At 45.5% G+C, this 25,627-nt stretch carries 21 protein-coding genes and 1 CRISPR repeat array; of the genes, 13 read left to right on the top strand and 8 right to left on the bottom strand.

What is annotated here, in order from left to right:
- Positions 1–35 precede the first annotated feature (35 nt).
- The 4 genes from MARME_RS17835 to MARME_RS17820 all read right to left on the bottom strand — a co-directional run bounded on the left by MARME_RS17835 (position 36) and on the right by MARME_RS17820 (position 3,211).
- On the bottom strand, positions 36–1,694 hold the full coding sequence (locus MARME_RS17835) for a hypothetical protein (RefSeq protein WP_013662665.1): 1,659 nt from the start codon (positions 1,692–1,694) through the stop codon (positions 36–38).
- Between the two features lie 305 nt (positions 1,695–1,999).
- Positions 2,000–2,476 (bottom strand): protein-export chaperone SecB, encoded by a 477-nt coding sequence (secB, locus tag MARME_RS17830; RefSeq protein WP_013662664.1) that lies wholly within the window; start codon positions 2,474–2,476, stop codon positions 2,000–2,002.
- 48 nt (positions 2,477–2,524) lie between these two features.
- Positions 2,525–2,779, bottom strand: coding sequence for a glutaredoxin 3 (gene grxC, locus MARME_RS17825; RefSeq protein WP_013662663.1), 255 nt, complete (start codon positions 2,777–2,779; stop codon positions 2,525–2,527).
- Between the two features lie 15 nt (positions 2,780–2,794).
- The gene (locus tag MARME_RS17820) at positions 2,795–3,211 is read right to left on the bottom strand and encodes a rhodanese-like domain-containing protein (protein ID WP_013662662.1); all 417 of its coding nucleotides are present in this window, start codon (positions 3,209–3,211) and stop codon (positions 2,795–2,797) included.
- A 457-nt stretch (positions 3,212–3,668) separates the two neighbouring features.
- Between MARME_RS17820 and MARME_RS17815 the strand changes: the two genes are divergently transcribed.
- On the top strand, positions 3,669–4,337 hold the full coding sequence (locus tag MARME_RS17815) for a hypothetical protein (protein WP_013662661.1): 669 nt from the start codon (positions 3,669–3,671) through the stop codon (positions 4,335–4,337).
- Between the two features lie 47 nt (positions 4,338–4,384).
- Here MARME_RS17815 and MARME_RS17810 read toward each other — a convergent pair whose 3' ends face one another.
- Positions 4,385–5,188, bottom strand: a complete 804-nt coding sequence (locus tag MARME_RS17810; protein ID WP_013662660.1) for a DUF1338 domain-containing protein — start codon at positions 5,186–5,188, stop codon at positions 4,385–4,387.
- Positions 5,189–5,308: 120 nt separating this feature from the next.
- Positions 5,309–6,151: a LysR family transcriptional regulator gene (locus MARME_RS17805; protein ID WP_013662659.1), complete on the bottom strand. Its 843-nt coding sequence runs from the start codon at positions 6,149–6,151 to the stop codon at positions 5,309–5,311.
- Positions 6,152–6,315: 164 nt separating this feature from the next.
- On the opposite strand from MARME_RS17805, the gene amaB reads away from it, so the two are divergent.
- The 12 genes from amaB (at position 6,316) to MARME_RS17745 (ending at position 24,113) form a co-directional block, all read left to right on the top strand.
- Positions 6,316–7,860, top strand: a complete 1,545-nt coding sequence (amaB, locus tag MARME_RS17800; protein ID WP_013662658.1) for an L-piperidine-6-carboxylate dehydrogenase — start codon at positions 6,316–6,318, stop codon at positions 7,858–7,860.
- Positions 7,861–7,975: 115 nt separating this feature from the next.
- Complete coding sequence (locus tag MARME_RS17795; protein ID WP_013662657.1) at positions 7,976–9,247, top strand: NAD(P)/FAD-dependent oxidoreductase; 1,272 nt, start codon at positions 7,976–7,978, stop codon at positions 9,245–9,247.
- 327 nt (positions 9,248–9,574) lie between these two features.
- A CRISPR array of direct repeats spans positions 9,575–11,822; the repeat unit is 28 nt; unit sequence GTTCGCTGCCGCACACGCAGCTTAGAAA.
- A gap of 325 nt (positions 11,823–12,147) precedes the next feature.
- Entirely contained in the window at positions 12,148–13,074 is a 927-nt protein-coding gene (locus MARME_RS17790; protein ID WP_013662656.1) for a LysR substrate-binding domain-containing protein, read from the top strand.
- A gap of 258 nt (positions 13,075–13,332) precedes the next feature.
- Positions 13,333–14,868, top strand: a complete 1,536-nt coding sequence (gpmI, locus tag MARME_RS17785; RefSeq protein WP_013662655.1) for a 2,3-bisphosphoglycerate-independent phosphoglycerate mutase — start codon at positions 13,333–13,335, stop codon at positions 14,866–14,868.
- 71 nt (positions 14,869–14,939) lie between these two features.
- Positions 14,940–16,076: a murein hydrolase activator EnvC family protein gene (locus tag MARME_RS17780; protein ID WP_013662654.1), complete on the top strand. Its 1,137-nt coding sequence runs from the start codon at positions 14,940–14,942 to the stop codon at positions 16,074–16,076.
- Positions 16,077–16,118: 42 nt separating this feature from the next.
- Positions 16,119–17,390 carry a S41 family peptidase gene (locus MARME_RS17775; RefSeq protein WP_013662653.1) on the top strand — a complete coding sequence of 424 codons (1,272 nt, stop codon included), beginning with the start codon at positions 16,119–16,121 and terminating at the stop codon, positions 17,388–17,390.
- A complete protein-coding gene (locus tag MARME_RS17770) occupies positions 17,391–18,425 on the top strand; it encodes a divergent polysaccharide deacetylase family protein (protein ID WP_013662652.1) in 1,035 nt (344 codons plus the stop codon).
- 706 nt (positions 18,426–19,131) lie between these two features.
- Positions 19,132–20,247, top strand: coding sequence for a branched-chain amino acid ABC transporter substrate-binding protein (locus MARME_RS17765; protein ID WP_013662651.1), 1,116 nt, complete (start codon positions 19,132–19,134; stop codon positions 20,245–20,247).
- Positions 20,248–20,333: 86 nt separating this feature from the next.
- Positions 20,334–21,245 carry an ABC transporter permease subunit gene (locus MARME_RS17760; RefSeq protein WP_013662650.1) on the top strand — a complete coding sequence of 304 codons (912 nt, stop codon included), beginning with the start codon at positions 20,334–20,336 and terminating at the stop codon, positions 21,243–21,245.
- Positions 21,245–22,525: a high-affinity branched-chain amino acid ABC transporter permease LivM gene (gene livM / locus MARME_RS17755; protein ID WP_013662649.1), complete on the top strand. Its 1,281-nt coding sequence runs from the start codon at positions 21,245–21,247 to the stop codon at positions 22,523–22,525. Before MARME_RS17760 ends, livM begins: the two co-directional genes overlap by 1 nt.
- The gene (locus tag MARME_RS17750; RefSeq protein WP_013662648.1) at positions 22,522–23,403 is read left to right on the top strand and encodes an ABC transporter ATP-binding protein; all 882 of its coding nucleotides are present in this window, start codon (positions 22,522–22,524) and stop codon (positions 23,401–23,403) included. Before livM ends, MARME_RS17750 begins: the two co-directional genes overlap by 4 nt.
- On the top strand, positions 23,400–24,113 hold the full coding sequence (locus tag MARME_RS17745) for an ABC transporter ATP-binding protein (RefSeq protein ID WP_013662647.1): 714 nt from the start codon (positions 23,400–23,402) through the stop codon (positions 24,111–24,113). Before MARME_RS17750 ends, MARME_RS17745 begins: the two co-directional genes overlap by 4 nt.
- A gap of 235 nt (positions 24,114–24,348) precedes the next feature.
- Here the strand turns inward: MARME_RS17745 and MARME_RS17740 are convergent, their stop codons facing one another.
- Entirely contained in the window at positions 24,349–24,906 is a 558-nt protein-coding gene (locus tag MARME_RS17740; protein WP_013662646.1) for an L-threonylcarbamoyladenylate synthase, read from the bottom strand.
- 165 nt (positions 24,907–25,071) lie between these two features.
- Positions 25,072–25,452: a DUF3461 family protein gene (locus MARME_RS17735; RefSeq protein WP_013662645.1), complete on the bottom strand. Its 381-nt coding sequence runs from the start codon at positions 25,450–25,452 to the stop codon at positions 25,072–25,074.
- Positions 25,453–25,627 lie beyond the last annotated feature (175 nt).

Below are 25,627 nucleotides of genomic sequence, written 5' to 3'. Positions count from 1 at the left end.
GCTATAAATTAATCTAGCCAAATAAAAGTTCATTACTAATTTGGATTACGGATATTCCATATCACCAAACCATCCTTTTCAATGGATGTTTCGGCCATATTAAACGTTTTGTTGCCCACACTATAGCTTGGAGTATAGCTTCCTGATTCGATTGGCATACGGGTCAAACGAACTTGCGCGGGCAAGGTCAGCCAGTTTCGAGTATCAGAAGCTGAACTCGCAAATACCGCGACTTGGCTAACCAAGCCGATAAGCATACTCGCGCCCTGATCTTCTATATTGGATTGAACCTGATACGCTAGCCAGCCTCGAATCAGTTCTCGAATTAAACTTTCGTAAATGTCTCGTTGCGCTGTCTTCAGTTGATTTTGAAGCGATATATCAGCCAAGGAGGTCATTCTAAGAGATAGGTTGTCGGTAAAAGTTCCTGCGGTGACGTCCGTTTTCGACTGATCTAGGCTAAATCGTGGGTAAAAAGGTACCGTGATTCTTAAAGGCTGGTTCATCAACATGCCTTCTAACCCTGTCGCACTGAGCTGGCTCCATACAGGTCTACCTAGAATAACGCGTTTATTGAAAAGGCCATCAAAAGCGCGCCAAGCGCCGCCTGCCTTGTAATTGGCAATCAAACTAAGTGGCGTTGCATCAGAGTAGACCATGGTAAACCAGCGAAAAGCGTCGTTCTCTTTAGTGTTTCCACCACCATGAAGGGGTTCTAAAACGAGAGAATAAGCCGCTGGGTCGGCTAACAGTAACAGCGACATTTCTTTTTTAGCGGGCACAAAGCCTTGATGCTCTAAAACGACAATTTCGGCATCGTGCTCGTTATATTCTTCTAATAAGGTTTTATAGCTTGGCGTTAAGTGTACGTCGATGGCTTCGTTTATCTCCGCGTTACTCCATCCGCCTTTGTCCATCATTCTAATGGCATCAAGCCACGCGCGTGTCGCGGCATCTGGGGTTAGGTCGTATTGCTTAGCATACCCAGCTTCATAAAGCTGTGCGGCAGATTCATAGCTGATACGCGCGTCGTCATACTCTTTGCTTTTCTCGTATTGAATGCCCTCGAGGTATCGCGCCCATGCATCTTCTCGATATTCGTACTGCTCCGAGCTTCTGCCGCCTTGGTAAAAATTACCGAGCCATTCAAGCGCTTTCATGTAGAAAGCTTGGTCTTCTTTGGCATTGAGTTCGGAATAGCTTGTGGACTGAGCGGCTATTTCATTTAGCTTAAGGTCAATACGGCGCGCTTCGACTAAAGCCGAGTCCATCAATTGTTGTTTTTTTGACGTGTTAGTCGCTTGTCCAGATAGCGCAAGATAGTTGAGGGATTTTAAGTAGCTTATGTAGACACGTTCAAGGCCATTGCCTCGGTAATCACTTTGGCGAGGGTTAGTCAGTAAGGCCCAAGCGCGATTCGAATAAGTGGAGGAAAAAAAGGTGTCGCTTATTTTTTCTGCTTCTTCAAGTAACTCGTTACTGCGTTGATAATCACCTTGATATTGAGCCAATGCGCCTTTTTCTAGATAAAAGAGCAATTGGTCTTGAGAGCTATCTAATGCTTTATCCATTGATTCTTCTGCGGCTTTCCAATTCCCTTCATGTGCTAAGGTAAGCCCTTCGTCAATGTCATTTCGGTAAGTGGCACAGCCGTTGATAAAAAGAGTAACAAGGCATACAACGATAAACCGCACTGATTAGCTTCCTTTTCCTAAAAAATGATCGACAAATAATACGCCAACAAGTGCAGCACAACCAAGATAAAGAATCATCCAGCGCATACGCATGCAGTAAGGGCACGGTTTTTTCTTCTTCAATTTGCAGTCCTTCCAATTCCATAAGCTCCAGAAAGCTTACTCGAATACAGAGGCCTGTGCTAGGGATGGGCTTACATTGAAGTTAAACAAGAAATAAATTCAGAAACAAAAAAAGAGGCGTGATGCCTCTTTTTTGGGTTGTCTTCCTAATGCTTTCTACATTAGCGACAGATTACTCAATCTTATTGAGTTGTTTCAGCTTCAGGTTGTTGCTTTTGAAGGCTTTCTAAGTAAAGCGCGTCAAAGTTAATCGGTGCAAGCATCACTGGGCTGAAGCTACCTTTTACAACGATAGCGTCGATGTTTTCACGAGCGTATGGGAACAAGGTACCTGGACAGAATGCACCAAGTGCATGGTGCAGTTGTTGTTCTTCCAAACCAGAAATTGTAAACAAACCACCTTGTTGAACTTGAACTAGGTAAGCTGGCTCGCCTTCGTTCTTAACGTTTACAGTGATTTCAAGTACAACTTCATATACGTTTTCGCCAACTTGACGGCTTTTAGTGTTGAGTTCTAAACCAAGTTCTGGCTTCCACTCTTCCTGAAAAATCATTGGAGAGCGAGGAGATTCAAAAGAAATGTCTTTTAAGAAAACGCGTTGCATTTGAAGCACAGGGCCTTGAGCTTGTTGTGCTTCTTGATTATTTTCGTCAGCCATTTTGGTTCCTTGTGTTGTCTATTTTTTCATTATACTAAATAGAAAGTTCTAAACAGAAAGCATTGGATCTAACTTTTGCTCTCGCTCGAGCGCAAACAGTTCGTCGCAGCCACCAACGTGATGATTGTCGATCCAAATTTGCGGTACAGTATGGCGTCCGCTTTTTTCCATCATTTCTTGGCGTAGCGTGCGGTTACCGTCCACGTTAATTTCATTAAAACTCACGTTCTTCATGTCGAGCAATTGCTTTGCGCGCACGCAGAACGGACAGTAGTCACTTGAATAGATGGTTACGTCAGCCATAATGCCCTCTAATTGTTACGCTTTTACAAGTGGAAGATTTGCATTTTCCCACTCGGCGATACCGCCTTGTAGTTTATAGACTTCGAATCCCGCTTTGATCAGCTCTTTCGCGTTTGATCCAGCCGTCATTCCTGTCTTACATACAAGGATAATAGGGTTAGATTTGTGTTTCTCAAGCTCTGCATTCTTATCTTTTAATTTGTTAGCAGGAATATTGATAGCGCCAGTGATGTGGCCTGCTCTGAATTCCTTAGTCGGTCGGATGTCGATAACAGCCGCGTTTTTGTTGTTTACCAAGTCGGTTAAACTGGCGGTTGTGATGCCACGAGCATTGCCTCGCATCTCAACGAATACGACCGCTGCGAGAACGAAGAAAAACACGGCAACCATTTCCCAATGGTTGGTAGAGAATTCGAGAATTTGATCAATCATAATTGTAAAAGCCTGTGATGTTTGCTTAAGCCTAAGAAAATCTGTCAAGCATTATACACGCGCTGTCCGACGGGTACAGACTCGGAATGCTACCTTTATACAAGAGGTCGCATTTTTTTCGTATTAGTGCGACAGTTAAGGAAGGTACGAACAAGTCCACTGGCTTCAGCGTGTGGATAACTTTTCTTTATTCGAGGCAAGTGTCTGGAGACAAATGCCGCTGTCCAATATTGAGCATATTGGCAAGAAAGTTAACAAAGAATTAAAGAAAGCTTAGCCCACGCCCTTTGGGTCTTTCAGAGAAACAGCCTATCTTCGTTAAGAGTAATTGAAAGGTATTAACATTCCTGCTCACTCTCGCCTTAATAGACTGTTTCTCTGATAAGACTGAAGCTCATAAGACTTATTCGTACCTTCCTTAATAGGTTCACTACGCACAGTATAAATGGAGAAAAGCATGTTTAGTTTTGGTCGAAAAGCAAATGAAAATGCCGTAACAAAAGGCCAATGGCTAAAATGTATTTCTGCCTTTTTGGCTGTTTTGCTTTTAAGTGCTTGCTCCTCCAGTGCTCATAAATCTAATTTCGAAGAGAAGCGAAAAGAAACTCAAGTCGCGCTATCGGAAAAATTAGAGTCGTTATGGGAGCGTGCGCACATCATTCCTGATTTACAGCGTGGTGCACCGTTAGTTAGCCATTCAGAACGTGGACAAAACGCGATTCTTCAACAGAATGCCGCGAATTTACAATTAGCCGACGGGTTGCTGGCGTCACTCAATAAGCGAGTGCTTGACCGCAAATCGGATGGTAAGAAGGGAGATCGCATTCGCTTAACCTTAGTGCTGGCGAGTGATAAGAACCAAATGGCCTTTAGCGCAGACCCAATCGAGGTTTGGCGCGGCGATGTGAGCGAGTGGGTATTGAGCTCGCCCGCTGGCGAACGTCTTTCGGTGCGTGTGGTTTGGAATGAACAAGGGCCACTCTATTTAGAAGGACAGCAGACAGCAGACGTGTCTCTTGCCATGCCGTCCACGCCGTTTATTACAAACCTTTTCTACTATGGGAACGCCGTCACGGCCCAAAAAGCACTGTCACTGCTCTTATCCGTCGATGTAAATATCAAATGACGCTATCGTAAGTAGCGCCAAATGTAGGCGATTTATTGGGCGTTTGTTTATTGGGCGTTTGTTGAGTCGAAAATTTTATCTGCGTTACCTTCGATAAAGCTATCAAATAGCACGCCATCGGGCTGTTTGTGGCGTTTAGCAAACTCGTAGAAGCAGCTTGGGATGGTGCGCTTTATATCGTTTGCAAATGTGACTTCTACTTTATCTGCCATGGTCGATGATTGCTCTAAATACAGTTGCGGTGACCCTTTTACGATTCCGCCAACGCTGTTTAGGGTATACCCTTCGTTCTGTAGCAACGAATTAACCTCTTCTATCGTCGGGAATTTTTTAAGGTGATTGATGCTCACGGTAAAATGGTTTGCTTGAAGCCCCATTGTCGATAGCCACGCGGCGTATTCAGAATGCTCTGCCAGTGTGAGGTAGTCTTCTTCTGATATTTTATCCCATAGCGTTCCAGCCCAAAAAATATCAGGAGATTGAACCGCGTTAAGTGCGATTTGCTCGGTGAGCTTCGTGATAATTTCTTGGCAAACGGCGGGTAACTCTTCGGTGATCAGTTCCGACAAAAAGATTTTAGGCGCCAGCGTATCGGATTCATGCTTATAGCATCGAGCTTTCAGGTGTTTGTTTTCAAATCGAAAAGCACCGTATGCTTTATAGCCAAGTGCGGACAACTGAGGCTCAAGTTTTTCAAGCTCGATAGGGGAATTGTTAAAGGTTCTAAAAGCAACGTGATCGTTTAATACCGTTTCCCCTTGATCTTGAAAAAGGGATTGAATTCGCTGCGCTTGAGGCGTGATCTGAGTGTACTTGGACCAGAGAGAGTCGAAAAAATCGTTGGTGTTCATTGCTCTACCTTTTTGTTCGTCTATTTTTACCGATAAGAAAACTCTATGTCACTCGTCGTAGAAAAGGCAAAAGGTAAAAAAGCATTTAATGATGCGAAAAAGTCATGCTAAGCCTCTAAGTTAGGTCAATAGTAGCTGCTGCTTTGAGGATAAGATCGTATTAATTAAGTGAGCTGGAAAGCTTCTGTCTTTACAATGCGCCAAGCCAACAACCCGTTTAAGTTTGACATCGTTGATAGGTCTGATGCAGATGTCTGACCGTCCTCTAGAAGAATGTTCAGGAATCAGTGAAATTCCCAGTCCCGCTGCCACAAGGTCGAGCGCATATTCTTCTGTTTTTACTTGGGCACGAATATCCGTCTTAAGTCCTTGTTTTTGCATAAGGTAGTTCCACGACTCAAGAATGTCGCATGGCGTACGAGAAATAAAAGGTTGTCTGTCTATCTGCTTAATAGAAAGAGAAGGAAATTCACTGAGCCAATGCCCTTCTGGCATTGCAATAACATAGTCGTCTTCCCAGAGCGGGTAGAAAACATCGTCTTCTGAGGTATAGCGGCTGCATGTAAAACGCAAATCCGCGCTTTCCGACTCGTCGATCAAGTTCAAGGTTAGTCCACTTATTTCATCCAACATTTTTTTGATCACCTGACTGATGAAAGCACCGGATAAAAAAGGCGTTAATGAAATGGTAAGAGACAGAGGCGTGGTATTTTCAGAAAAAAGCCCCCTAAGTGAGTTGAGATCGTTCACCATTCGACAAGCATGAGGGTAAAGCTGGCTGCCGCTGTCGGTCGGTGAGACACCTTTCGAGTGCCGCACAAACAGTTTTGTACTCAAGTCTTCTTCTAATTGGGCCAGTGTTGCAGAAATAGACGGTTGCGCGACGAAGCAGCGTTTTGCCGCCGCGCTTAAACTGCGCTCTTCAAATACGGCGATAAAGTATCGTAGAGAACGAATATCCACTTGGCCTCTCCTCGTTTTTCATCTAACTAAAAATGGTACAGGAATTACATTATGGTTCTTGCTATAGGAAAAAACTAGATCACTAGCAGGAAATCAATATTTCAAATCGATAGCAAGGCTCGGTACTGTGACAGAAACTCAATTTACTTAGTAAGAGGTCGGGTATGACTTTAACGTGTTTGGAAACGCTTGGTATCAATTCTCTTAAGCAAGGCGATCGTTATTTCAGCGTCTTAACTGGCAATGTTTGCGAAATGGGCCAAGGCGACGCTTTCTCTGCGCATAGCCCCATTGATGGTGCTGTGCTGTCTCAGTTTAATAATGCCGTGCCGGAGCAACTTTCGTCTGTCGCGTCTGAGCTTCAAGACGCTTTCAAAGCGCTTCGGGTGATTCCTGCGCCGCGTCGTGGTGAGTTGGTTCGTCGTATTGGCGAAGAGGCTCGAAAATACAAAGAAGAACTCGCACAGGTGATTTCTTTGGAGGCAGGCAAAATCTTACCAGAGGCATTAGGCGAGGTTCAGGAATGGATTGACGTGTGCGATTTCGCTGTGGGTCAGTCTCGTATGCTACACGGTTTGTCGATTGTATCTGAACGCCCTGGACACAGAATGATGGAGCAATGGCAGCCACTTGGTCCTGTTGCGGTCATCACGGCCTTTAACTTCCCGATGGCGGTATGGGCTTGGAACGCCATGCTAGGTCTAGTGTGCGGTGATCCGATCTTATTAAAACCTTCTGAAAAAGCGCCATTGTGTGCCTTGGCAATGTATCAAATCGCACAGAATGTGATTGCAGACATGCCTGATATTCCAAAGGCCTCCGTGAGTGTCATGATCGGTGGGCGTGATTTAGGTGAAGCGATTGCTTCTAATCCTGTTTTCCCTCTCGTCTCTGCAACGGGCTCGACTGCCATGGGGAAAGCGGTCGCTCAAACGGTAGCGGCTCGTTTAGGTCGATCACTTTTAGAGTTGGGCGGCAACAATGCCATGATCGTTTCTCCAACAGCCGACTTAGACTTGGCACTTAGAGCCATTGTCTTTTCGGCAGCAGGTACCGCAGGTCAACGTTGTACGACACTTCGACGTTTGATTACTCATGAATCAGTTGTGGATGGTTTGGTTGAGCGCCTTGTTAAATCCTACTCCTCTTTGAGCATTGGTAACCCAATGGAAGAGGGCAACCTCGTTGGGCCGCTTATCGATGAAGGCAGCTTTGGACGTATGCAAGCGTCTTTGGCCGCAGCAAAAGAGCAAGGTGGTGAGGTTGTTTACGGTGGTGAGCGTGTTACAGAAGGCGTTCCTGCGAGCGGCTTTTATGTGAAACCAGCGATTGTTCGTATTGCTCATGACGCGCCAATTGTTCAAGAAGAAACCTTCGCGCCTATTTTGTATGTCCTGACTTACAGCGAATTTGAAGACGCTATCGAGATTCAAAATAACGTACCACAAGGTTTGTCTTCTGCGGTGTTCACAGAAAGCATGCGCGAGGCTGAGTTGTTTATGTCTCCAGCAGGGTCTGACTGTGGTATTGCGAATGTAAACATCGGTACCTCGGGCGCTGAGATTGGCGGTGCCTTTGGAGGCGAAAAAGAGACTGGTGGTGGTCGTGAATCTGGTTCCGATGCGTGGCGTAATTACATGCGTCGTACCACGAATACGATCAACTATGGCGGCGATCTGCCTCTCGCTCAAGGTATCGTATTCGAATAACCCCAACGGTTGAACTAAGGCACATTGATCAATGTGCTCTCAGAATGGCGTCTACCATTTAGGCGCCATTCTAAACGATTTTCTTGCTTAAATTTTCGAACGCCTAGGGGGCATTGTGATTGACTCCGACTGTAATTCGCTATGGCGAGCAAGTTCGCCTGCCGCACCTGAACTCACATCGCTTTCATCTGATATGGTCGTCGATGTTGCGATTGTTGGTGCCGGTTTTACCGGGTTATCTGCTGCACTCCATCTTGCAAAAAAAGGCTTTTCTGTCGTCGTACTCGAAGCTCAAGAAGTGGGTTTTGGTGGGTCTGGACGCAATGTCGGTTTGGCTAATGCGGGTTTATGGCTCGAACCTGATGAACTGGATAAACAGTTAGGGTTGGAGGATGGAAAGCGTTTATATGACGCCTTATCGGTTGCACCGGATACGGTATTTAGCTTGATTGATGAATACCAGATCGAATGCGAAGCGACTCGACATGGCACGCTTCACGCTGGCGTAGGTAAGGCAGGGTTAGCACAATTGCAACGACGGTGTGACCAGCTACAACAACGTGGTGCACCAGTTCAGTTACTTGGCATGTCAGATGCGCAGACTAGAATAGGCTCAGAGAAGTTTTGCGGCGCGTTATTTGATCCTAGAGCGGGAACGATCCAACCTTTAGCTTATGCTCGTGGACTGGCTCATGCCGCTCTAAAAGAGGGAGCAACCATCTTCGAATACTCTCCCGTGACCTCAATTGTGCCAGAGCAAGACAGTTGGAAACTTGATACCGAAAAGGGGTCGGTCAGCGCTGAGAAAGTTGTGTTAGCGACCAATGCGTATTGCGAATTTGGTGTTCAGGAACAAGCGCGAAAATTTGTCCCTATCTTTTACAGTCAGTTAGCGACCAAACCCTTAACCGAAAAAGAACTAGAGCGTGTTTTACCCAACAAGGAAGGTTGTTGGGATACCTGCACGGTCATGAGCTCTTTTCGGCTAGATCAACAGGGTCGTTTAATATTCGGTGGAATGGGCGGGACGGGGCAAAGGCTAACAAATTGGGCGACTCAACGAGTACATGAACTGTTCCCAACGCTATCCAACCTTGAATGGGATTACTGTTGGACAGGGAAGATTGCCTACAGCGAAGATCACTTACCTCATTGCCAGCAATTGCAACGAGGGCTATTTAGTGTCGCGGGCTACAGTGGTCGAGGAATCGGACCCGGCACCGTAATGGGCAAAGAACTTGCGCATTGGTTCGCGGGGGACATTGAGAGCCTATCCGCACCTACATCGGTATTGCGAGATACCCCCCTTCGAGAATTAAAACGAGTCTTTTATGAAGTCGGTGCAAAAGCATATCACCTAGGACAAAGTAAGCATTTACTTACTTAGCATCCATAATGTATCCAGCAAATAACGACCTTTAGTGAAATGCATATCTGTGCTTGTGACACGCCTCAACACTGTACTACTATTAATGAGTCACTATTTAGGTTGAGACGTGATTGGTCAGACGCGTACTTTATCTAAATGAACTTTCTATACCGCCTATGGCTTAAACAAGAAAGATCGTATGACCCAAGTTTTAACCAATAAAAAACGCTCTTTAAAAAATGACTTACAAAACAACGATTTGCGATGTGAGGAAAAAACATAGGTAAAAATAGGTATTTTTACCTAACTCTATATTGTGACTCGTTTTTTTGTTGATACACTATTGTTCGCTGCCGCACACGCAGCTTAGAAAAGACTTGGAAATCACCCCACCATTGCGGGATCGTTCGCTGCCGCACACGCAGCTTAGAAATTTACGAATTGATAAAAAACATGCCCGACGCAGTTCGCTGCCGCACACGCAGCTTAGAAATAGAACCGCCCCGCCAACAGCCACATAAAATGGTTCGCTGCCGCACACGCAGCTTAGAAATTCAAGCGGCAAATGAATGGCCTTAAAAACAAGTTCGCTGCCGCACACGCAGCTTAGAAATAAAACACGTCACCGAGGACATGAAAACTCGTGTTCGCTGCCGCACACGCAGCTTAGAAAGAACAATTCGTCTCGGATATCGTCTCGGTTTAGTTCGCTGCCGCACACGCAGCTTAGAAAAGTATATAACTCTAATTGAAAAGCGAAATGCTGTTCGCTGCCGCACACGCAGCTTAGAAATTTAATCTGTTAACTAGACTGTACATTGGAGGGTTCGCTGCCGCACACGCAGCTTAGAAAGTTTATCAAAAAATAACATTACAGGTCTTTTCGTTCGCTGCCGCACACGCAGCTTAGAAATTGCCGAGCATCGCGCCGAGACGAATATTCTCGTTCGCTGCCGCACACGCAGCTTAGAAATGACTTACCGAATCCGCAACCGACTTCCCCTTGTTCGCTGCCGCACACGCAGCTTAGAAATAATCGACGCATTAGCGAGCTTTGCACGTAATGTTCGCTGCCGCACACGCAGCTTAGAAAGCATTAGCTCGCTCAGCACGTAATTAGCGTCTGTTCGCTGCCGCACACGCAGCTTAGAAATCGACCCAGACTACATGACGGCACTGGGCATCGTTCGCTGCCGCACACGCAGCTTAGAAAATTTCACACCGGAGCGAGCATCATCACGTAAAGTTCGCTGCCGCACACGCAGCTTAGAAAACCTCGTTAGAAATAAGTCGTTCGCGGCTTTTGTTCGCTGCCGCACACGCAGCTTAGAAATTTGGTAACTACTCCAAGTCAAAAGGCGTTAGGTTCGCTGCCGCACACGCAGCTTAGAAATTATAGCCTCTGGAGAGCGCAAAGACCTTGAAGTTCGCTGCCGCACACGCAGCTTAGAAATCTATTATCGTTCCGTGGGCACCATTAATCGCGTTCGCTGCCGCACACGCAGCTTAGAAATTGCTAAGCGTGTGATTGATACAACACCCCGTGTTCGCTGCCGCACACGCAGCTTAGAAATTGTAATACAACACGCGCTGTACCGGGTGCAAGTTCGCTGCCGCACACGCAGCTTAGAAATCTTTATCGTCGTTTAAGTCATCGTCTTTTACGTTCGCTGCCGCACACGCAGCTTAGAAATTTCCCTTTGATTTCCGCGCGATAGCGCGGATGTTCGCTGCCGCACACGCAGCTTAGAAATCTCGGTCACCGTGTTAAACACATTCACCTGGGTTCGCTGCCGCACACGCAGCTTAGAAATGTCATGTCTAGAAGTTCCGAATTTGTATCATGTTCGCTGCCGCACACGCAGCTTAGAAATGTTCAAAACACATATACAAATCACGAACAGGGTTCGCTGCCGCACACGCAGCTTAGAAAATTCACCATGAACTCTCTTAAACATTCTTTGGGTTCGCTGCCGCACACGCAGCTTAGAAATATGTATTTTGTTAATTCGACATACTGACCAGGTTCGCTGCCGCACACGCAGCTTAGAAAGATTGTGTACACGGTTTTAGTTGTTAAATCGGGTTCGCTGCCGCACACGCAGCTTAGAAATTTCTACGAGCGCTGAGAAGGTCGTATTCTGCGTTCGCTGCCGCACACGCAGCTTAGAAAACTTGACCGCTTTACCTTTAAAAAACTTCATAGTTCGCTGCCGCACACGCAGCTTAGAAATCCCCCAGTGTCCCATCCTCCGTAACACGTCTGTTCGCTGCCGCACACGCAGCTTAGAAATTGAATATGAAGTCATAGTAATCATCAAAACTGTTCGCTGCCGCACACGCAGCTTAGAAACTCTATGCCTCCGAGATTTTGAGAATCGGAACGTTCGCTGCCGCACACGCAGCTTAGAAAATACACATCTCGTCGTGCTTATCTCGTCCCAAGTTCGCTGCCGCACACGCAGCTTAGAAACATTATTCGCGCCATTGCGACAATCGAAAGCCGTTCGCTGCCGCACACGCAGCTTAGAAAATATAGAGCTTTCCGTTACCCGTTTTGATAACGTCCGCTGCCGCACACGCAGCTTAGTATGACGTTTGGCTCCTCCCCCTTACCAAGGGGGAGGCTGGGAGGGGGTCTTATCGAGGGAACCAACTGAATCTTGTTTCGATTCGGCGTAAGCTTTTTGTGTAAATGATGTTGTCGGTTTACACAAACATCTAGACCCCTCCCTAACCCTCCCCTTGGTAAGGGGAGGGAACAAGATAAGTTTGCTGCCGCACACGCGGCTTAATATGACGTTTAGCTCCTCCCTCTTACCAAAGGGAGGGAACCAGAGAAGTTCGGGTTTTCATTTTCCCCATTATCGACAATATACGATACAATTTTGGCTTTATGCATCATAATTGGAAGGATCATGCGGCATTACATCCCGTCTTCGACAGCATTGAAGTGCTTCGAAGCCTCTGTTCGACATCTTAGTTTTACCCGTGCTGCGGAAGAGCTTCATTTGACTCAAAGTGCGGTGAGTCGTCAAATTCGTAATCTCGAAGAGTTTCTATCTCGTGAGCTGTTTATTCGGTTAAACAAACGTCTTGTTTTGACCGGTACGGGAGACGCGTATTACAAAGAAATACTGCCGTTGTTAGATGCAATGGAAGGGGCGAGTTTAAGAATGTTGCGCCGCGAAGATGAAAAAACGACGCTGCGAATTGCATCATTGCCGACTCTTGCTTCGTATTGGTTAATACCGAAATTAAATGAGTTTCAGGAGTTGCATCCTGAGTTTCAGATAAAGGTCAGTGCATTAGAAAGCGGTGCTCAGATAGAGAGCGACAATACGGATATTATTTTGCATTATGGCGGTGATCATTGGCCGAAAGCGATTTCCCATCATCTGATGGGGGAGCAAGTCATTGCGGTGTGTTCACCTGAGTTAATCGGGCTTTCTAGCCCTCGACGTAGCTTGCCATCCTCTGTGGACTTAAAAAATAAAACAGTCAGTGCTAACGTTTTAAACTATGAGCTTATCCATTTATCCGCAAGGGTTAACGCGTGGCCAGATTGGTTTGCTGCGAATAAACTGGAACAAAGCGCGCTTTCAGGAGCAACGTTCGAGCATTTTCATATGCTTTTAGAAGCGGCAAAACAGTCAATGGGCGCGGCCATTTTACCAACCTTTATTGCTGAGCAAAGTCTGGCAAGAGGGGAGTTGATCGCGCCGTTTGGCGACGCGATTGATACGCCTCATGAGTATTTCTTATCCTACCCTGCCGACAGAGCGGATTTAGAGCAAGTGGTTATGTTTCGGGACTGGTTAATTGAAAAGATGCGCTCCAGTTAAAAACGGGGCGTTTTCTGACGGAAGCATTCACACCGTCTTAACCAATTTGCAAAATTAATAGCTGCTATACACGGATGCTAATGTCACAATATCCGAGCGCTGTGGTAGTATCAAACTAATAAATACAACTAATCTACGTAACACTTACCTTGTTTGCTCGTCTCGTATGCGACTATCGCCTTTCTATAAGGCTGTGTAGGCTTTGCCGACGATCAAGCGTAATCATATTGTGTTAAGAATACTAATGGGATGAAGATAATGAGCAAGAAAACAACTGCCTTGTTTATTCTGGATGGCTGGGGTTACAGCGAAACGTCCAAATCGAATGCAATTGCTGCCGCGACTACGCCAAATTGGGATGCTCTATGGGCGTCCAAACCTCATACTTTGATCAAAACCTCTGGAATGGCGGTCGGTTTACCTGATGGTCAAATGGGGAACTCCGAAGTCGGTCATATGAACCTTGGGGCTGGCCGCGTTGTTTATCAGAACTTCACTCGCATTAGTAAAGCCATTGATGATGGTAGCTTCTTTGAAAATACAGAATTGGTTAATACAGTAGACAAAGCGGTAGCAGCTGGAAAAGCAGTTCACATTCTTGGTCTGCTTTCTGCTGGTGGTGTTCATAGTCATCATGAGCATATTATGGCGATGGCTGAGTTAGCGGTGAAACGTGGCGCTAAAGCGATCTACGTACACGGCTTTACAGACGGTCGTGATACGCCACCACGCTCTGCTCAAGGTCCCGTATCTGAGCTGGATGCTAAATTAAAAGCACTTGGTGTGGGCAAAATTGCAACCTTAACAGGTCGTTATTTCGCGATGGATCGTGATAACCGTTGGGAACGAGTACAACAAGCATACGATGCGATTGTCTCAGGCAACGGTTTATATGAGGCGGAATCGGCTGAGCAAGCCATCGCCGCTGCGTATGAGCGAGACGAAAACGATGAATTCGTTAAAGCAACGGTGATTGGTGACGCGGTTAAAGTGGATGACGGCGACGCGATTGTCTTCGCAAACTTCCGTCCTGACCGTGCTCGTCAATTGACTCGTGCGTTCACTGATGCGTCTTTTTCTGGTTTTGAGCGTAATGAAACGCCGTCGCTATCGGGCTTTGTTACCTTCACGGAATACGCGTCTGATATTTCTGCATCGGTTGCATTCCCTCCTGTCGCGCTTTCTAACACATTGGGTGAAATTCTTTCGAAAGAGAATAAGACGCAACTTAGAATCGCGGAAACTGAAAAATACGCACACGTTACTTTCTTCTTTAATGGTGGCGAAGAAGCTGTCTTTGCTGGTGAAGAACGTGAACTGATACCTTCTCCAGACGTAGCAACCTACGATTTGAAACCTGAAATGAGCGCACCAGAGGTAACAGACAAGCTGGTGGAAGTCATTGAAGCAGGTAAATACGATACGATCATTTGTAACTTTGCCAATGGTGACATGGTCGGCCACAGTGGTATTTTTGATGCTGCTGTACAAGCCGTAGAAGCGGTAGACGCTTGTATTGGTCGAGTGATCGAAGCACTTGAGAAAAACGGTGGTCAGTGTTTGATTACTGCAGACCACGGTAACGTCGAGCAAATGCTGAGCGATGACGGCAGCCAACCTCTTACTTCCCATACTTTGGAGCCAGTACCTTTGGTGCTTTATACGCCTGAAGAAAATGTGTCTATCAAAGAGGGGGCGTTATGCGACATTGCGCCAACTTTGTTGGATATGATGGGAATGGTTAAGCCAGATGAAATGACAGGCGAGAGCTTGCTAGTGCGAAATAAGGCCTAGTTGAGCTGAATTGTTGTTTAGAAGCCCGGCGTTTACGCTAAGGTTAGAAGTCAGAGTCAGTAGGATTAGAAATGTTGTTTAGAGTTTTCTTTGGTTTGTGTTTGCTATGCTTGTCTTCCTTGGGGGTTGCTGCCGCCCAACCACAGACACCAGAGGAAGCTCGACAACAGATAGAGACTTTGCAGAAAGACCTGAAAAAGCTAAATGGTTGGCTCAAAGAGATAAAGTCCGAACGTTCCGATGTCGAAAAACAATTGGAATCGAAAGAGCAAAGCATCCAATTGCTGCATAAGAAAATCCAAGAGCTGCAGCTCAGCCTCAAAAAAGGTGAGCAGCAGCTTTCGGAGTTATCGAAACAGCAGCGGAATCTCCAATTGAGCATCCAACAACAAAACGACCAGATAGCCGCCCAACTTAGGGCGGTTTATCGTTCTGGAGAACAAGACGGTCTAAAGCTCTTATTAAGTGATAATCAAAGTGCCGATGCGATGAGATTGGTGCATTATAATCGCTATTTTTCTCAGGCAAGGCAGTCGGTGATTAACGGTTATGTGAATGAAGTGAGAGAGCTTAGCCTCGTTGAAAAAAGCATTCGTAGTCATCGCGCTCAGCAAATTCAAGAACAAACAAATCTCCAAAAGCAACGCACTGCGCTTAAAGCTGAGCGACTACAGCGAAAAACGCTATTGGCTAAGTTAAATCAAGATTTAAAAACGGGGAATCAAAAGCAGGCTCAGTTGTCCAAGAATCAGAAGCAGCTGTCGGCTCTTTTGGAGCGTCTAGAAGAAGCGTTAGTTGATATTCAGATTCCAGATCAAGATGTCTCGTTCGCCAGCCAGAAAGGAAAATTGGTCAAACCGATTGCGCGGCTGACGAAAGTGCCAGACAACGGACAAATAAATCTAGGAGGCATTACGCTCAAAGCGAAAGAGGGTGATAATGTCAGAGCAATATTTCATGGACGAGTCGTCTTTGCCGATTGGATGCGAGGTTTTGGTTTTCTGATTATTTTAGACCACGGTGACGGTTATATGTCACTGTATGGCTATAATCAAAGTATATTAAAAGACGTCGGTGAGTGGGTTGCTGCGAATGAAGTCATCGCGACTGTTGGCAGTAGTGGTGGACGTTTAGATCCCGGCCTGTTTTTTGCCATCCGCCATAACAGTGTTCCATTGTCTCCATTAAAGTGGGTAGGAAGAGGGTAGTGTTGGCTTATGATGCTTGACTACGATTGGGTTAGGAAAAATATGAGAATTATAAATAACATACTGTGTGGCGTTGCACTTGTGCTCACAGTAACGCCAAGCATGGCGGAGGAGAAGTCCTCGATTCCACTAGAAGAGATTCAATCGTTCGTTGAGACCTTTGAGACGATACGTGAAGGATACGTTGAAGACCTTGATGACAGAGCAATTCTCGACAAGGCTCTTAAAGGTATGGTCGCAGCATTAGACCCTCACTCGAATTACCTTACCAGCGAAGAGATGAAAGAATTCGAGAAGGTAACGTCTGGCAACTATGCAGGTATCGGCGTAGAAGTTGAAATGGCAGACAATGTTTTGACCATTGTTACGCCCATAGACGGCTCGCCTGCTAAAGAAGCGGGCTTAGAACCTGGCGACGTTGTCGTACGAATCGATAGTCAGCTTGTATCAGGTATGAGCTTACAAGATGTGACCATTCTGATGCGTGGTGAGGTTGGAACCAGCGTGCGTTTAGACGTTGAACGTGACGGTCAAATCAAAGAGTATGAAATAGAAAGGCGGCTTATTGATGAATCGAGCATCACCAGTAAGTGGCTCGATAAAGACGACGGTATTGCCTATATCCGATTGAGTCAGTTTCAAGGGGACTCTGGTGAGGAGTTCGCAAGTGCGATTAAACAACTCAAACAAGACCAACCAATCGAAGGGGTGATCTTAGACCTGCGCAATAACCCCGGTGGTGTGCTTCAGAGTGCGGTATCGATTGTGGATTCCTTGGTAGACAATGGGATGATTGTGTATACGGACGGTCGACATCAGTTGTCAAAGACAGAGTTTAAAGCCTCTAAAAGAGCGACGGTATTGCCGGATGCGCCTGTTGTTGTGATGATTAATGAAGGCTCAGCGTCCGCTTCTGAAGTGGTTGCAGGTGCGCTGCAAGACCATAAGCGCGCGGTTATTTTAGGAACAGAAAGTTTTGGCAAAGGCACCGTGCAAACGGTTGTTCCATTGACCAACGGTGCGGCAGTGAAACTGACCACTGCCCTTTATTTCACGCCAAAAGGGCGTTCTATTCAAGCGCAAGGGATTCGCCCCGACATTATTATTCCGCAAGCCGATATTACCGTGCCTGACGATGCTTTCTTTATCAAAGAAGCTGAGTTAAAGGGACACATCAGTAATGGTACTGGCGGCGAAGAAAGAACGAGCTCCGACGTACAATCAGGGCTTAGCCAATTAGCGGCGTCCGATTTTCAGCTATTTCAAGCGCTCACTATCCTACAAAGCGTTCCTAAGTTAACTAAGAAATTGTAAATGAACCGTACTGAATCTCTAAAGAGCTGCTACCGATACAAGGTAGTGGCTCTATTTTTATCTGTTGTTGCCAGCGTATATTCTGTTTTCGTGAATGCCCATGACGATGCCTCGTCGTTAGGGCCTATCGTCACCGCCCCGAAGGCAACAACATCCATAAGCTCTCCTGCTGAGATTGATTGGTTACCTAATGACTTGTATGTCAGTAATGTTGATGGCTTGTTTGATGAAGAGGCTCCTGCAGATGCAAGCTCCCCTGTAGGTTCAGGTTCTCTTGAGCCCTTCATTGTTCCGTTTTCTCCTTTCTATCAGCGGGTAAGGCTGACTCCACCTTCTGAGGTAATACGTAAAGACAAAGTTAAGTCTCGCGAGCAGCTTCCGAGGATAAGCATTATTATTGATGATCTGGGCTACAATCGACGAGGGATGGAGTCGTCTTTAAATCTACCCGTTGAAGTGGCTCTTGCCATTTTGCCTCATACGCCGTTTGGGAAAAAAACCGCTCTTAAATCCATTGAGCAGAATCGAGTCACACTGCTTCATGCTCCCATGGAAAATCAGCGGGAGCTGAAATTAGGGCCAGGTGGACTCTATGCGTCAATGGGGGAGGAAGAATTTAAATCTGTCTTACGTGATGACTTAGCGAGTTTGCCGGGGATTAAAGGTGTTAATAATCACATGGGGAGTTTATTAACCACGGATTCGCAGGCCATGAACTGGGTTATGCAGGTTATTGGAGATCGATCTCTCTTTTTTGTGGACAGCGTCACCAGCGCAGACAGCGTCGCTTATACGATGGCGCTACGTCACAGTATTAATACAACAAAGCGCGATGTATTTTTGGATAATATTCGAAGTGAAAAGAAGATAGAGCAACAATTCCTTAAGCTTATCCAGTTAGCGCATCAAAACGGCCACGCTATTGCAATTGGGCATCCATACCCTGAAACCATGGCTTATTTATCTAAACGCCTTGCCGACCTTAGCAAGCTCTCGGTTCGTTTAGTCCCTATAGATGAGCTGATGGGGCAATAATTTCTCTGCGTTATGGACCTTTTATTTCTGCCATTCTGTTTTTTTGATTAGTGCGCTCGTTGATAGATCTATTAACGAGCGCCTATCCTGACTAAAATACCTTATCTTTACACGCTGAAGTTCAAAAGACTGAACCGTTGTTTTCCTCTATCTTGTTCTACAAAAATTTCCCTATTGATATTTTGTCAGAGTATTCCTAAAGAGATAGTTGATAGACCTAGACAAAAGGATAAGAGTAATTTGGTCATTCATAAGAGTAACCTTATAAAAAGCAGACTATTTTGATAAAAAATAAGAGTATTTTGAAATAATTTAAATTCAATATCCGCTAGTATTTTTTTAGATCTATAGTAACTGTCGTTACGTCCATATACTCTCTCTTTTTTGCACAGCATTAGTGCAGTCTTTATTTCGCTTCGTATTCCAAAAACTCATTATATCAGTATAAAAAATTGATCTTCTCTTTAATTGGCGTTAAATGCTCCGATCAATTCTCAATTTCCAAAATTTTATTCTTCTAATTTTTGCACTTCTATTGACCATTTTTTCAACTAAGCTTATTGTTTGGTCTTAATGTGGTGCACACTTCTTGAAAGATTGCCGCATAGGTTCCAATCTATTTGCTGAATTAGGGGGTTAAATTTATTGGAACGCTTCTTGCTTTTTAGAATAACGATAAAACACAAAAACGAGTAGGAGCTATATAATGTCAAACGCAGTTGTTAAAAAAACTCTGGTCTCTTTAGCGATCGCTGGTGCGATGACAGCCGCACAAGCAGACGTGGTAATTGGTGTTGCTGGTCCTCACACAGGCGCGTATGCCGCTTTTGGTGCTCAGCTATGGAACGGAGCTTCTGCTGCAGCCAAAGCGATTAACGATGCCGGTGGTATCGATGGTGAAATGATCAAGCTCGTTAAAGCGGATGATGCTTGTGAACCGAAACAGGCTGTATCTGTTGCTAACCGCTTGGTTGATTCTGATGAAGCCGTCGCGGTTGTCGGTCACTTCTGTTCTTCCTCTTCTATCCCTGCTTCCAATATTTATGAAGAAGCTGGCGTACTTCAGGTAACTCCTGCATCAACAAACCCTGGTTATACTGATCGTGGTTTGCCAAATGTATTCCGTGTCTGTGGACGTGATGATCAGCAAGGTGATGTTGCTGCGTCTTACATTGTTGACGAATTAGGCGCTACTCGCGTCGCGGTTATTCATGACAAAGACACTTATGGTAAAGGTTTGGCTGATGCAATGAAGTCGACTCTTAATGCGTACGGCGTTAAGGAAGTACTTTATGAAGGTCTGACACGTGGTGAGAAAGACTTCAACGCGTTGGTAACTAAGATTCGCTCTGTTGACGCTGACGTAGTTTACTTCGGTGGTCTTCACTCAGAAGCGGGTCCTTTGGTTCGTCAAATGCGTGAGCAAGGTCTAACCGCGAAATTTATTTCAGGTGACGGTATCGTCTCTGATGAATTTGTCTCTGTTGCAGGTTCTGCTGATTACGTTGATGGCGTGCTTATGACGTTTGGTGCTGATCCGACCTCTTATGCTGCGGGTAAAGCGGTTGTTAAAAAATTCCGTGATTCTGGTGTAGAGCCAGAAGGCTATGTAATGTATTCGTATGCTGCAATGCAAGTGGTTGCAGAAGCGCTTAAAAACGCAGACCTAGACCCTGTTAAAGCGTCTGACTGGTTGCATGCAAATAAAGTCGAGACGGTAATGGGTACGAAAGCATTCGATGAGAAAGGCGATTTACTTGTTTCTGACTACGTAATGTACGAGTGGGACAAACAAGGTAAATACAGCATGCTAGGCATGTAACACTCGATCATTCTGTTCAACCGCGGGTTAGTCTTTAAAAAGGCTAACCCGCGTGCATTTCTGTTTTTATTCCCAAGAGGTTTTTGATGGATATCATTCTCCAGCAACTAGTCAACGGGCTTTCCCTTGGCTCGGTATACGGACTTATTGCGATTGGGTACACCATGGTATATGGAATCATAGGCATGATTAACTTCGCTCATGGCGATGTTTACATGGTGTCCGCTTATATTACTGCTGTAGCAATCGCTCTACTTTCTTTTTTCGGAATTGAATCTTTTCCGGTTATTATTTTTGGTACGTTAATCTTCACTATTTTTGTCACTGGTGTGTATGGTTGGGTGATAGAACGCGTTGCTTATCGTCCATTGCGAGGCTCCAGTCGACTGTCTATTTTGATCTCGGCAATTGGTATGTCGCTGATTTTGCAAAACTATGTGCAACTCAGTCAGGGGGCGAAACAGCAAGGCGTTCCGACTTTATTATCCGGCGCTATTCGCTTCGATATAGGCGATGGTTTTGTGCAAATCACTTATATGAAACTGTTTATTCTTGTTGCGTCGTTTGTTGGTATGGCAGTACTAACCTACATCATTCAAAAAACGAAACTTGGACGTATGTGTCGTGCAACACAGCAAGACCCTAAAATGGCGTCCATTTTGGGAATCGATACAGATAAAATTATTTCTACCGTGTTTGTCATTGGTGCCACAATGGCGGCGCTGGCTGGCGTATTAGTAACGCTTGATTACGGTGGTTTTGATTTCTATGTTGGCTTCATCATTGGTATCAAAGCCTTTACTGCTGCGGTGTTAGGTGGGATTGGATCTCTTCCTGGAGCAATGTTAGGTGGGATCATATTGGGTCTATCCGAAGCCCTATTTGCCGGACTCATCAGCTCAGATTATAAAGACGTGTTCTCTTTCTCATTGTTGGTGGTGATACTGATTTTCCGCCCAAGTGGCCTTTTGGGCAAACCTGAAGTGGAGAAAGTATAATGAGTCAAGCTGCTACAGGTATTGAACTTAAAAAGACGGTAATTGACTCAGTATTGGCTGGGTTGTTAGCGCTGATTGTCTTTGGGCCGATTGTCGGTCTTGTGCTGGATGGCTTTGACTTTAATGCAGAACCCAAGCGCTTATTTATGATCGTGGCGGTTGTCATGGCGGGCCGTTTCGCCGCGTCATGTTTCTTTCAGTCGACGAAAGGTAAAGACTTTCTTTATAAACACTCATCAAAAGATGAAGGTGTTCATGTTTTATCGCCGGATCACAAATCGAAACTGAAATGGATTATTCCTCTCACTATCGTGATTGCGTTTTTAGTTCCTTTTATCGCTTCGAAATACATTCTGACCGTCGTTATTCTCGGCTTGATTTATGTGTTGCTTGGGCTTGGACTGAACATTGTTGTTGGTTTGGCTGGCTTGCTGGATTTAGGCTTTGTTGGTTTCTACGCAATCGGAGCCTATGGTTTAGCGCTGGGTTATGAACATCTTGGTTTAGGGTTCTGGTCTATGTTGCCTATTGCTGCGATTGTTGCGGCGATATTCGGTGCCATACTCGGCTTCCCTGTATTAAGGATGCACGGTGACTACCTTGCTATTGTAACCTTAGGTTTTGGTGAGATTATTCGTTTGGTATTAACCAACTGGACGGAATTAACTCACGGGCCAAATGGTATGAACGCGCCGCTACCAACCTTCTTTGGAATGGAGTTTAAGCGTCGAGCCAGTGAAGGGCATGTGCCATTCCACGAATTCTTTGGCCTCTCTTACAGCTCTGCGTATAAGTATATTTTTATATATCTTATTTTATTGTTGGTTGTTTTGGGTGTTTTGTATGTGAAAAAGCGCCTGACTCAAATGCCAATCGGTCGTGCTTGGGAAGCACTGCGTGAAGACGAAATTGCGTGTCGTTCACTTGGTCTTAATCACGTACTCGTTAAGCTTTCTGCGTTTATGATTGGGGCATCAACCGGTGGCCTTGCTGGTGTTTTCTTTGCAACCTATCAAGGTTTCGTTAACCCATCTTCATTTACGTTTTTCGAATCGGCTTTGATTCTCGCGATTGTTGTTCTCGGGGGGATGGGGTCAACACTCGGTGTTGTCATTGCTGCCTTCGTTCTGACGGTTGCGCCAGAAATGCTTAGGGAGTTTGCGGATTACCGTGTACTAGCCTTCGGTATTTTGATGGTATTGATGATGATCTGGAAACCTCGCGGACTTGTTCGTATGACCAGAATCGGTGTTGCATCGCGAGAGGGGAATGTGAAATGAGCCAGGATAGTATTCTAAAAGTTGAAAATCTGGTCATGCATTTTGGTGGTATTAAAGCACTTAATGACGTGAACTTTGAGATAAAGCGTGGTTCTGTTTCTGCGTTAATTGGTCCTAACGGTGCGGGTAAAACGACCGTGTTTAACTGTTTGACTGGTTTCTATAAAGCGACGGGCGGTAGCATTATGCTGCACGCAAGTGGCAAGAGTACCAGTGTGATTGAGGTATTAGGTGAGCCATTTCAGGTTTCCGATTACCTGAATCCTGTCGCGTTTATTAAGCGACTTAAATATAAAATGTTCGGTGGTTCACACCTCGTGAATCGCGCAGGGCTTGCGAGAACGTTTCAGAATATTCGACTGTTTAAGGAAATGTCAGTTGTCGAGAATCTTCTGGTTGCACAGCATATGCGTGTAAATCGTGGCATGTTTGCTGGGATACTGAAAACCAAAGCGTTTAAAGAGTCGGAAGAAGAAGCGCTTGAGCGTGCGTTTTATTGGCTTGGTGTGGTTGATCTAAAAGAGTTTGCAAACCGTCTTGCGGGTGAATTGTCGTATGGTCAGCAGCGTCGTCTTGAGATTGCGCGTGCCATGTGCACCAACCCTGAAATAGTGTGTTTGGATGAACCTGCGGCAGGTTTGAACCCTTCTGAAACCGAAGCGCTAACGAAGATGATTCGGGTACTTCGCGACGAACACAATACGACAGTCTTGCTGATCGAGCATGATATGGGCATGGTTATGAACATCTCTGACTATATCGTGGTGTTGGATCATGGTGAAGTAATCGCCAGAGGTGGGCCTGATGATATCAAGTCGAATCCGAAAGTTATTGCAGCGTATCTAGGAGCAGAAGAAGGTGAAGAGGTGACATTATGACATCCTTGATGGAATTTAAAGAGGTTGATGTTCACTACGGGCCGATTCAAGCTCTTAAGAAAGTATCGCTTGAAGTGAACGAAGGTGAGATCGTGACGATGATCGGCGCAAACGGCGCGGGTAAATCGACACTTTTGATGTCTATATTCGGTCAGCCTCGTGTGTCTGCAGGGCAGATCATCTATCGCGGTGAAGATATCTCGAAAAAATCGGCGCACTACGTTGCATCAAACGGATTGGCGCAGTCTCCAGAGGGACGTCGAATCTTTCCAGGTATGACGGTGGAAGAAAACCTACTGATGGGCACGATTCCTATCGGCATGGATCACGCTGACGAAGACATGCGAAAAATGTTCGATTTGTTTCCTCGCCTTGAAGAGCGACGCAATCAACGAGCTTCGACTATGTCGGGTGGTGAGCAGCAAATGCTCGCAATCGCGCGTGCGCTAATGAGTCGACCGAAGCTGCTGCTTTTAGATGAGCCCAGTTTAGGACTTGCTCCAATCATTGTTAAGCAGATCTTTGAGATACTGAAAGATGTCGCCAGTACGGGGATGACTATCTTCTTAGTAGAACAAAATGCGAACCATGCTCTAAAACTGGCAGATAGAGGCTATGTGATGGTGAATGGTGAAATTCGTATGACGGGAACAGGTGATGAATTGCTTGTAAATCCTGAAGTACGTGAAGCTTACTTAGGTGGGCATTAAATCGCTTAACTGACCCCTCCCTAACCCTCCCCTTAGTAAGGGGAGGGAACAAAACAGCCGATATCTGCTCCTCCCCCTTAAGTAAGGGGGAGGGGGCAAAACATCTGATACCTGCTCCTCCCCCTTACTTAAGGGGGAGGTTGGGAGGGGGTCTTATTTAGCCTTCGAAAGTCCGTTAATTAACGACATAGTAAACCGAAATACCAACAGAAAACCTCTAGGTCTCGGCGGCTTATTAAACCCGAAAAACCTTCCCTGTAAGAATGTCTTTTACTTGCGATGGCGATGTTGCTCCGCCCAACGGTGCATCGTAGATACCGTCTAATGTTTCGCCAAAGTAACCTTTTAGTTCGTCTATATTCATCGCGGGTTCTTCGCCTGCTGGGTTTGCAGACGTAGAAACGATTGCTTGTTCTAAGCGATTGCAAAGGTCGACCACGGGCTGGTGTTGACTTAATCGAATAGCGACACTTTGATGTTTCCCTCGGACCCAAGTTGGCGTCACTTCGGTATCGGGAACAACCCAAGAAGTAGGGTGCGTCGGCGCTGATACTAAGCGCTCGAAGGACTCCGCGTTTAAATGCGGTTGCCATTTTAAGAGTTGTTGTTTATCCCCTGTTATGAGTATTAATCCCTTTTCTTCCGGTCTAGATTTAAGCGCTAATATTCTGCGGACAGCGAGCTCATTATATGGGTCGCAACCTAGTCCCCATACCGCTTCTGTCGGGTAGGCAACGACCCCACCTTGACGAATGATGTCTGTAATCTCGGCGATGGAAGAGGTAATAATCATGGAATCAACATAACTCTGAAAGGTGGCATTTAAAGATGAAAAGCCATTATAAACGAAAGCCACTATAAGCTAAAAGCGATCACTCTAAAGACTGGGTTACCAGACGTTTGAGGTAGCTGAGCTATAGTGGCTTAAGTGTGTAGACGTGATTTATTGCGTTCTAGATTATTGGAACGAATCAATCTTGTCTTTGATTTCTGCAATTTTACTCGCCATTACACGTTCTAGATGCTCAAGTTCTTTAACAAGCTCATCTTTGGTAATTTTCGTTTCTTGCGCTTTGCCAACGATTTGGCCAAGCTCTTCAACAGCGCGAAGAACAACCAGTGAAGGCTCTTGAACCTGACGGTAAGTTTGTTGACCGCCATCAGCCAATACGGTTTTTGTAGAACGGCCAAATTTGAACTTTTTGCTCTTTGGAAGTAGAGAGCCTTTTTCACGACGGTAGTAAACTTTTAGTACGTCGAAGCCGCCTTCGTAGCGTAAAGTGAACTTATCGATATCGTCAAAACTAGTAATCCCCATGGATTCTAAAGTCGGATGCATTTTCATACCTATCATATAGTGGAATAAGCGCACTGCGATTAATGTGTGCTCTATTTCACTTCTTTCGTTGAAATTTCCACATTCTGACAGTGCTGGTTTAATCGTGATCAATTTTGAGACGCGACTATAAACTCAATATGTAGGGTATGGCAATGGGAAAAGCAAGGTAGTATGT

This window comes from Marinomonas mediterranea MMB-1 (genome assembly GCF_000192865.1).
GTDB lineage: Bacteria > Pseudomonadota > Gammaproteobacteria > Pseudomonadales > Marinomonadaceae > Marinomonas > Marinomonas mediterranea.
This window is presented reverse-complemented; position numbering and strand designations above follow the sequence as displayed.

What these genes read in the sequence shown, in the direction of transcription:
- secB (WP_013662664.1), bottom strand. Translation starts at nt 2,476, where the DNA reads ATGGCTGACGAAAATAATCAAGAAGCACAACAAGCTCAAGGCCCTGTG.
- grxC (WP_013662663.1), bottom strand. Translation starts at nt 2,779, where the DNA reads ATGGCTGACGTAACCATCTATTCAAGTGACTACTGTCCGTTCTGCGTG.
- MARME_RS17820 (WP_013662662.1), bottom strand. Translation starts at nt 3,211, where the DNA reads ATGATTGATCAAATTCTCGAATTCTCTACCAACCATTGGGAAATGGTT.
- MARME_RS17815 (WP_013662661.1), top strand. Translation starts at nt 3,669, where the DNA reads ATGTTTAGTTTTGGTCGAAAAGCAAATGAAAATGCCGTAACAAAAGGC.
- MARME_RS17810 (WP_013662660.1), bottom strand. Translation starts at nt 5,188, where the DNA reads ATGAACACCAACGATTTTTTCGACTCTCTCTGGTCCAAGTACACTCAG.
- amaB (WP_013662658.1), top strand. Translation starts at nt 6,316, where the DNA reads ATGACTTTAACGTGTTTGGAAACGCTTGGTATCAATTCTCTTAAGCAA.
- MARME_RS17790 (WP_013662656.1), top strand. Translation starts at nt 12,148, where the DNA reads ATGCGGCATTACATCCCGTCTTCGACAGCATTGAAGTGCTTCGAAGCC.
- gpmI (WP_013662655.1), top strand. Translation starts at nt 13,333, where the DNA reads ATGAGCAAGAAAACAACTGCCTTGTTTATTCTGGATGGCTGGGGTTAC.
- MARME_RS17780 (WP_013662654.1), top strand. Translation starts at nt 14,940, where the DNA reads ATGTTGTTTAGAGTTTTCTTTGGTTTGTGTTTGCTATGCTTGTCTTCC.
- MARME_RS17775 (WP_013662653.1), top strand. Translation starts at nt 16,119, where the DNA reads ATGAGAATTATAAATAACATACTGTGTGGCGTTGCACTTGTGCTCACA.
- MARME_RS17770 (WP_013662652.1), top strand. Translation starts at nt 17,391, where the DNA reads ATGAACCGTACTGAATCTCTAAAGAGCTGCTACCGATACAAGGTAGTG.
- MARME_RS17765 (WP_013662651.1), top strand. Translation starts at nt 19,132, where the DNA reads ATGTCAAACGCAGTTGTTAAAAAAACTCTGGTCTCTTTAGCGATCGCT.
- MARME_RS17760 (WP_013662650.1), top strand. Translation starts at nt 20,334, where the DNA reads ATGGATATCATTCTCCAGCAACTAGTCAACGGGCTTTCCCTTGGCTCG.
- livM (WP_013662649.1), top strand. Translation starts at nt 21,245, where the DNA reads ATGAGTCAAGCTGCTACAGGTATTGAACTTAAAAAGACGGTAATTGAC.
- MARME_RS17750 (WP_013662648.1), top strand. Translation starts at nt 22,522, where the DNA reads ATGAGCCAGGATAGTATTCTAAAAGTTGAAAATCTGGTCATGCATTTT.
- MARME_RS17745 (WP_013662647.1), top strand. Translation starts at nt 23,400, where the DNA reads ATGACATCCTTGATGGAATTTAAAGAGGTTGATGTTCACTACGGGCCG.
- MARME_RS17740 (WP_013662646.1), bottom strand. Translation starts at nt 24,906, where the DNA reads ATGATTATTACCTCTTCCATCGCCGAGATTACAGACATCATTCGTCAA.
- MARME_RS17735 (WP_013662645.1), bottom strand. Translation starts at nt 25,452, where the DNA reads ATGCATCCGACTTTAGAATCCATGGGGATTACTAGTTTTGACGATATC.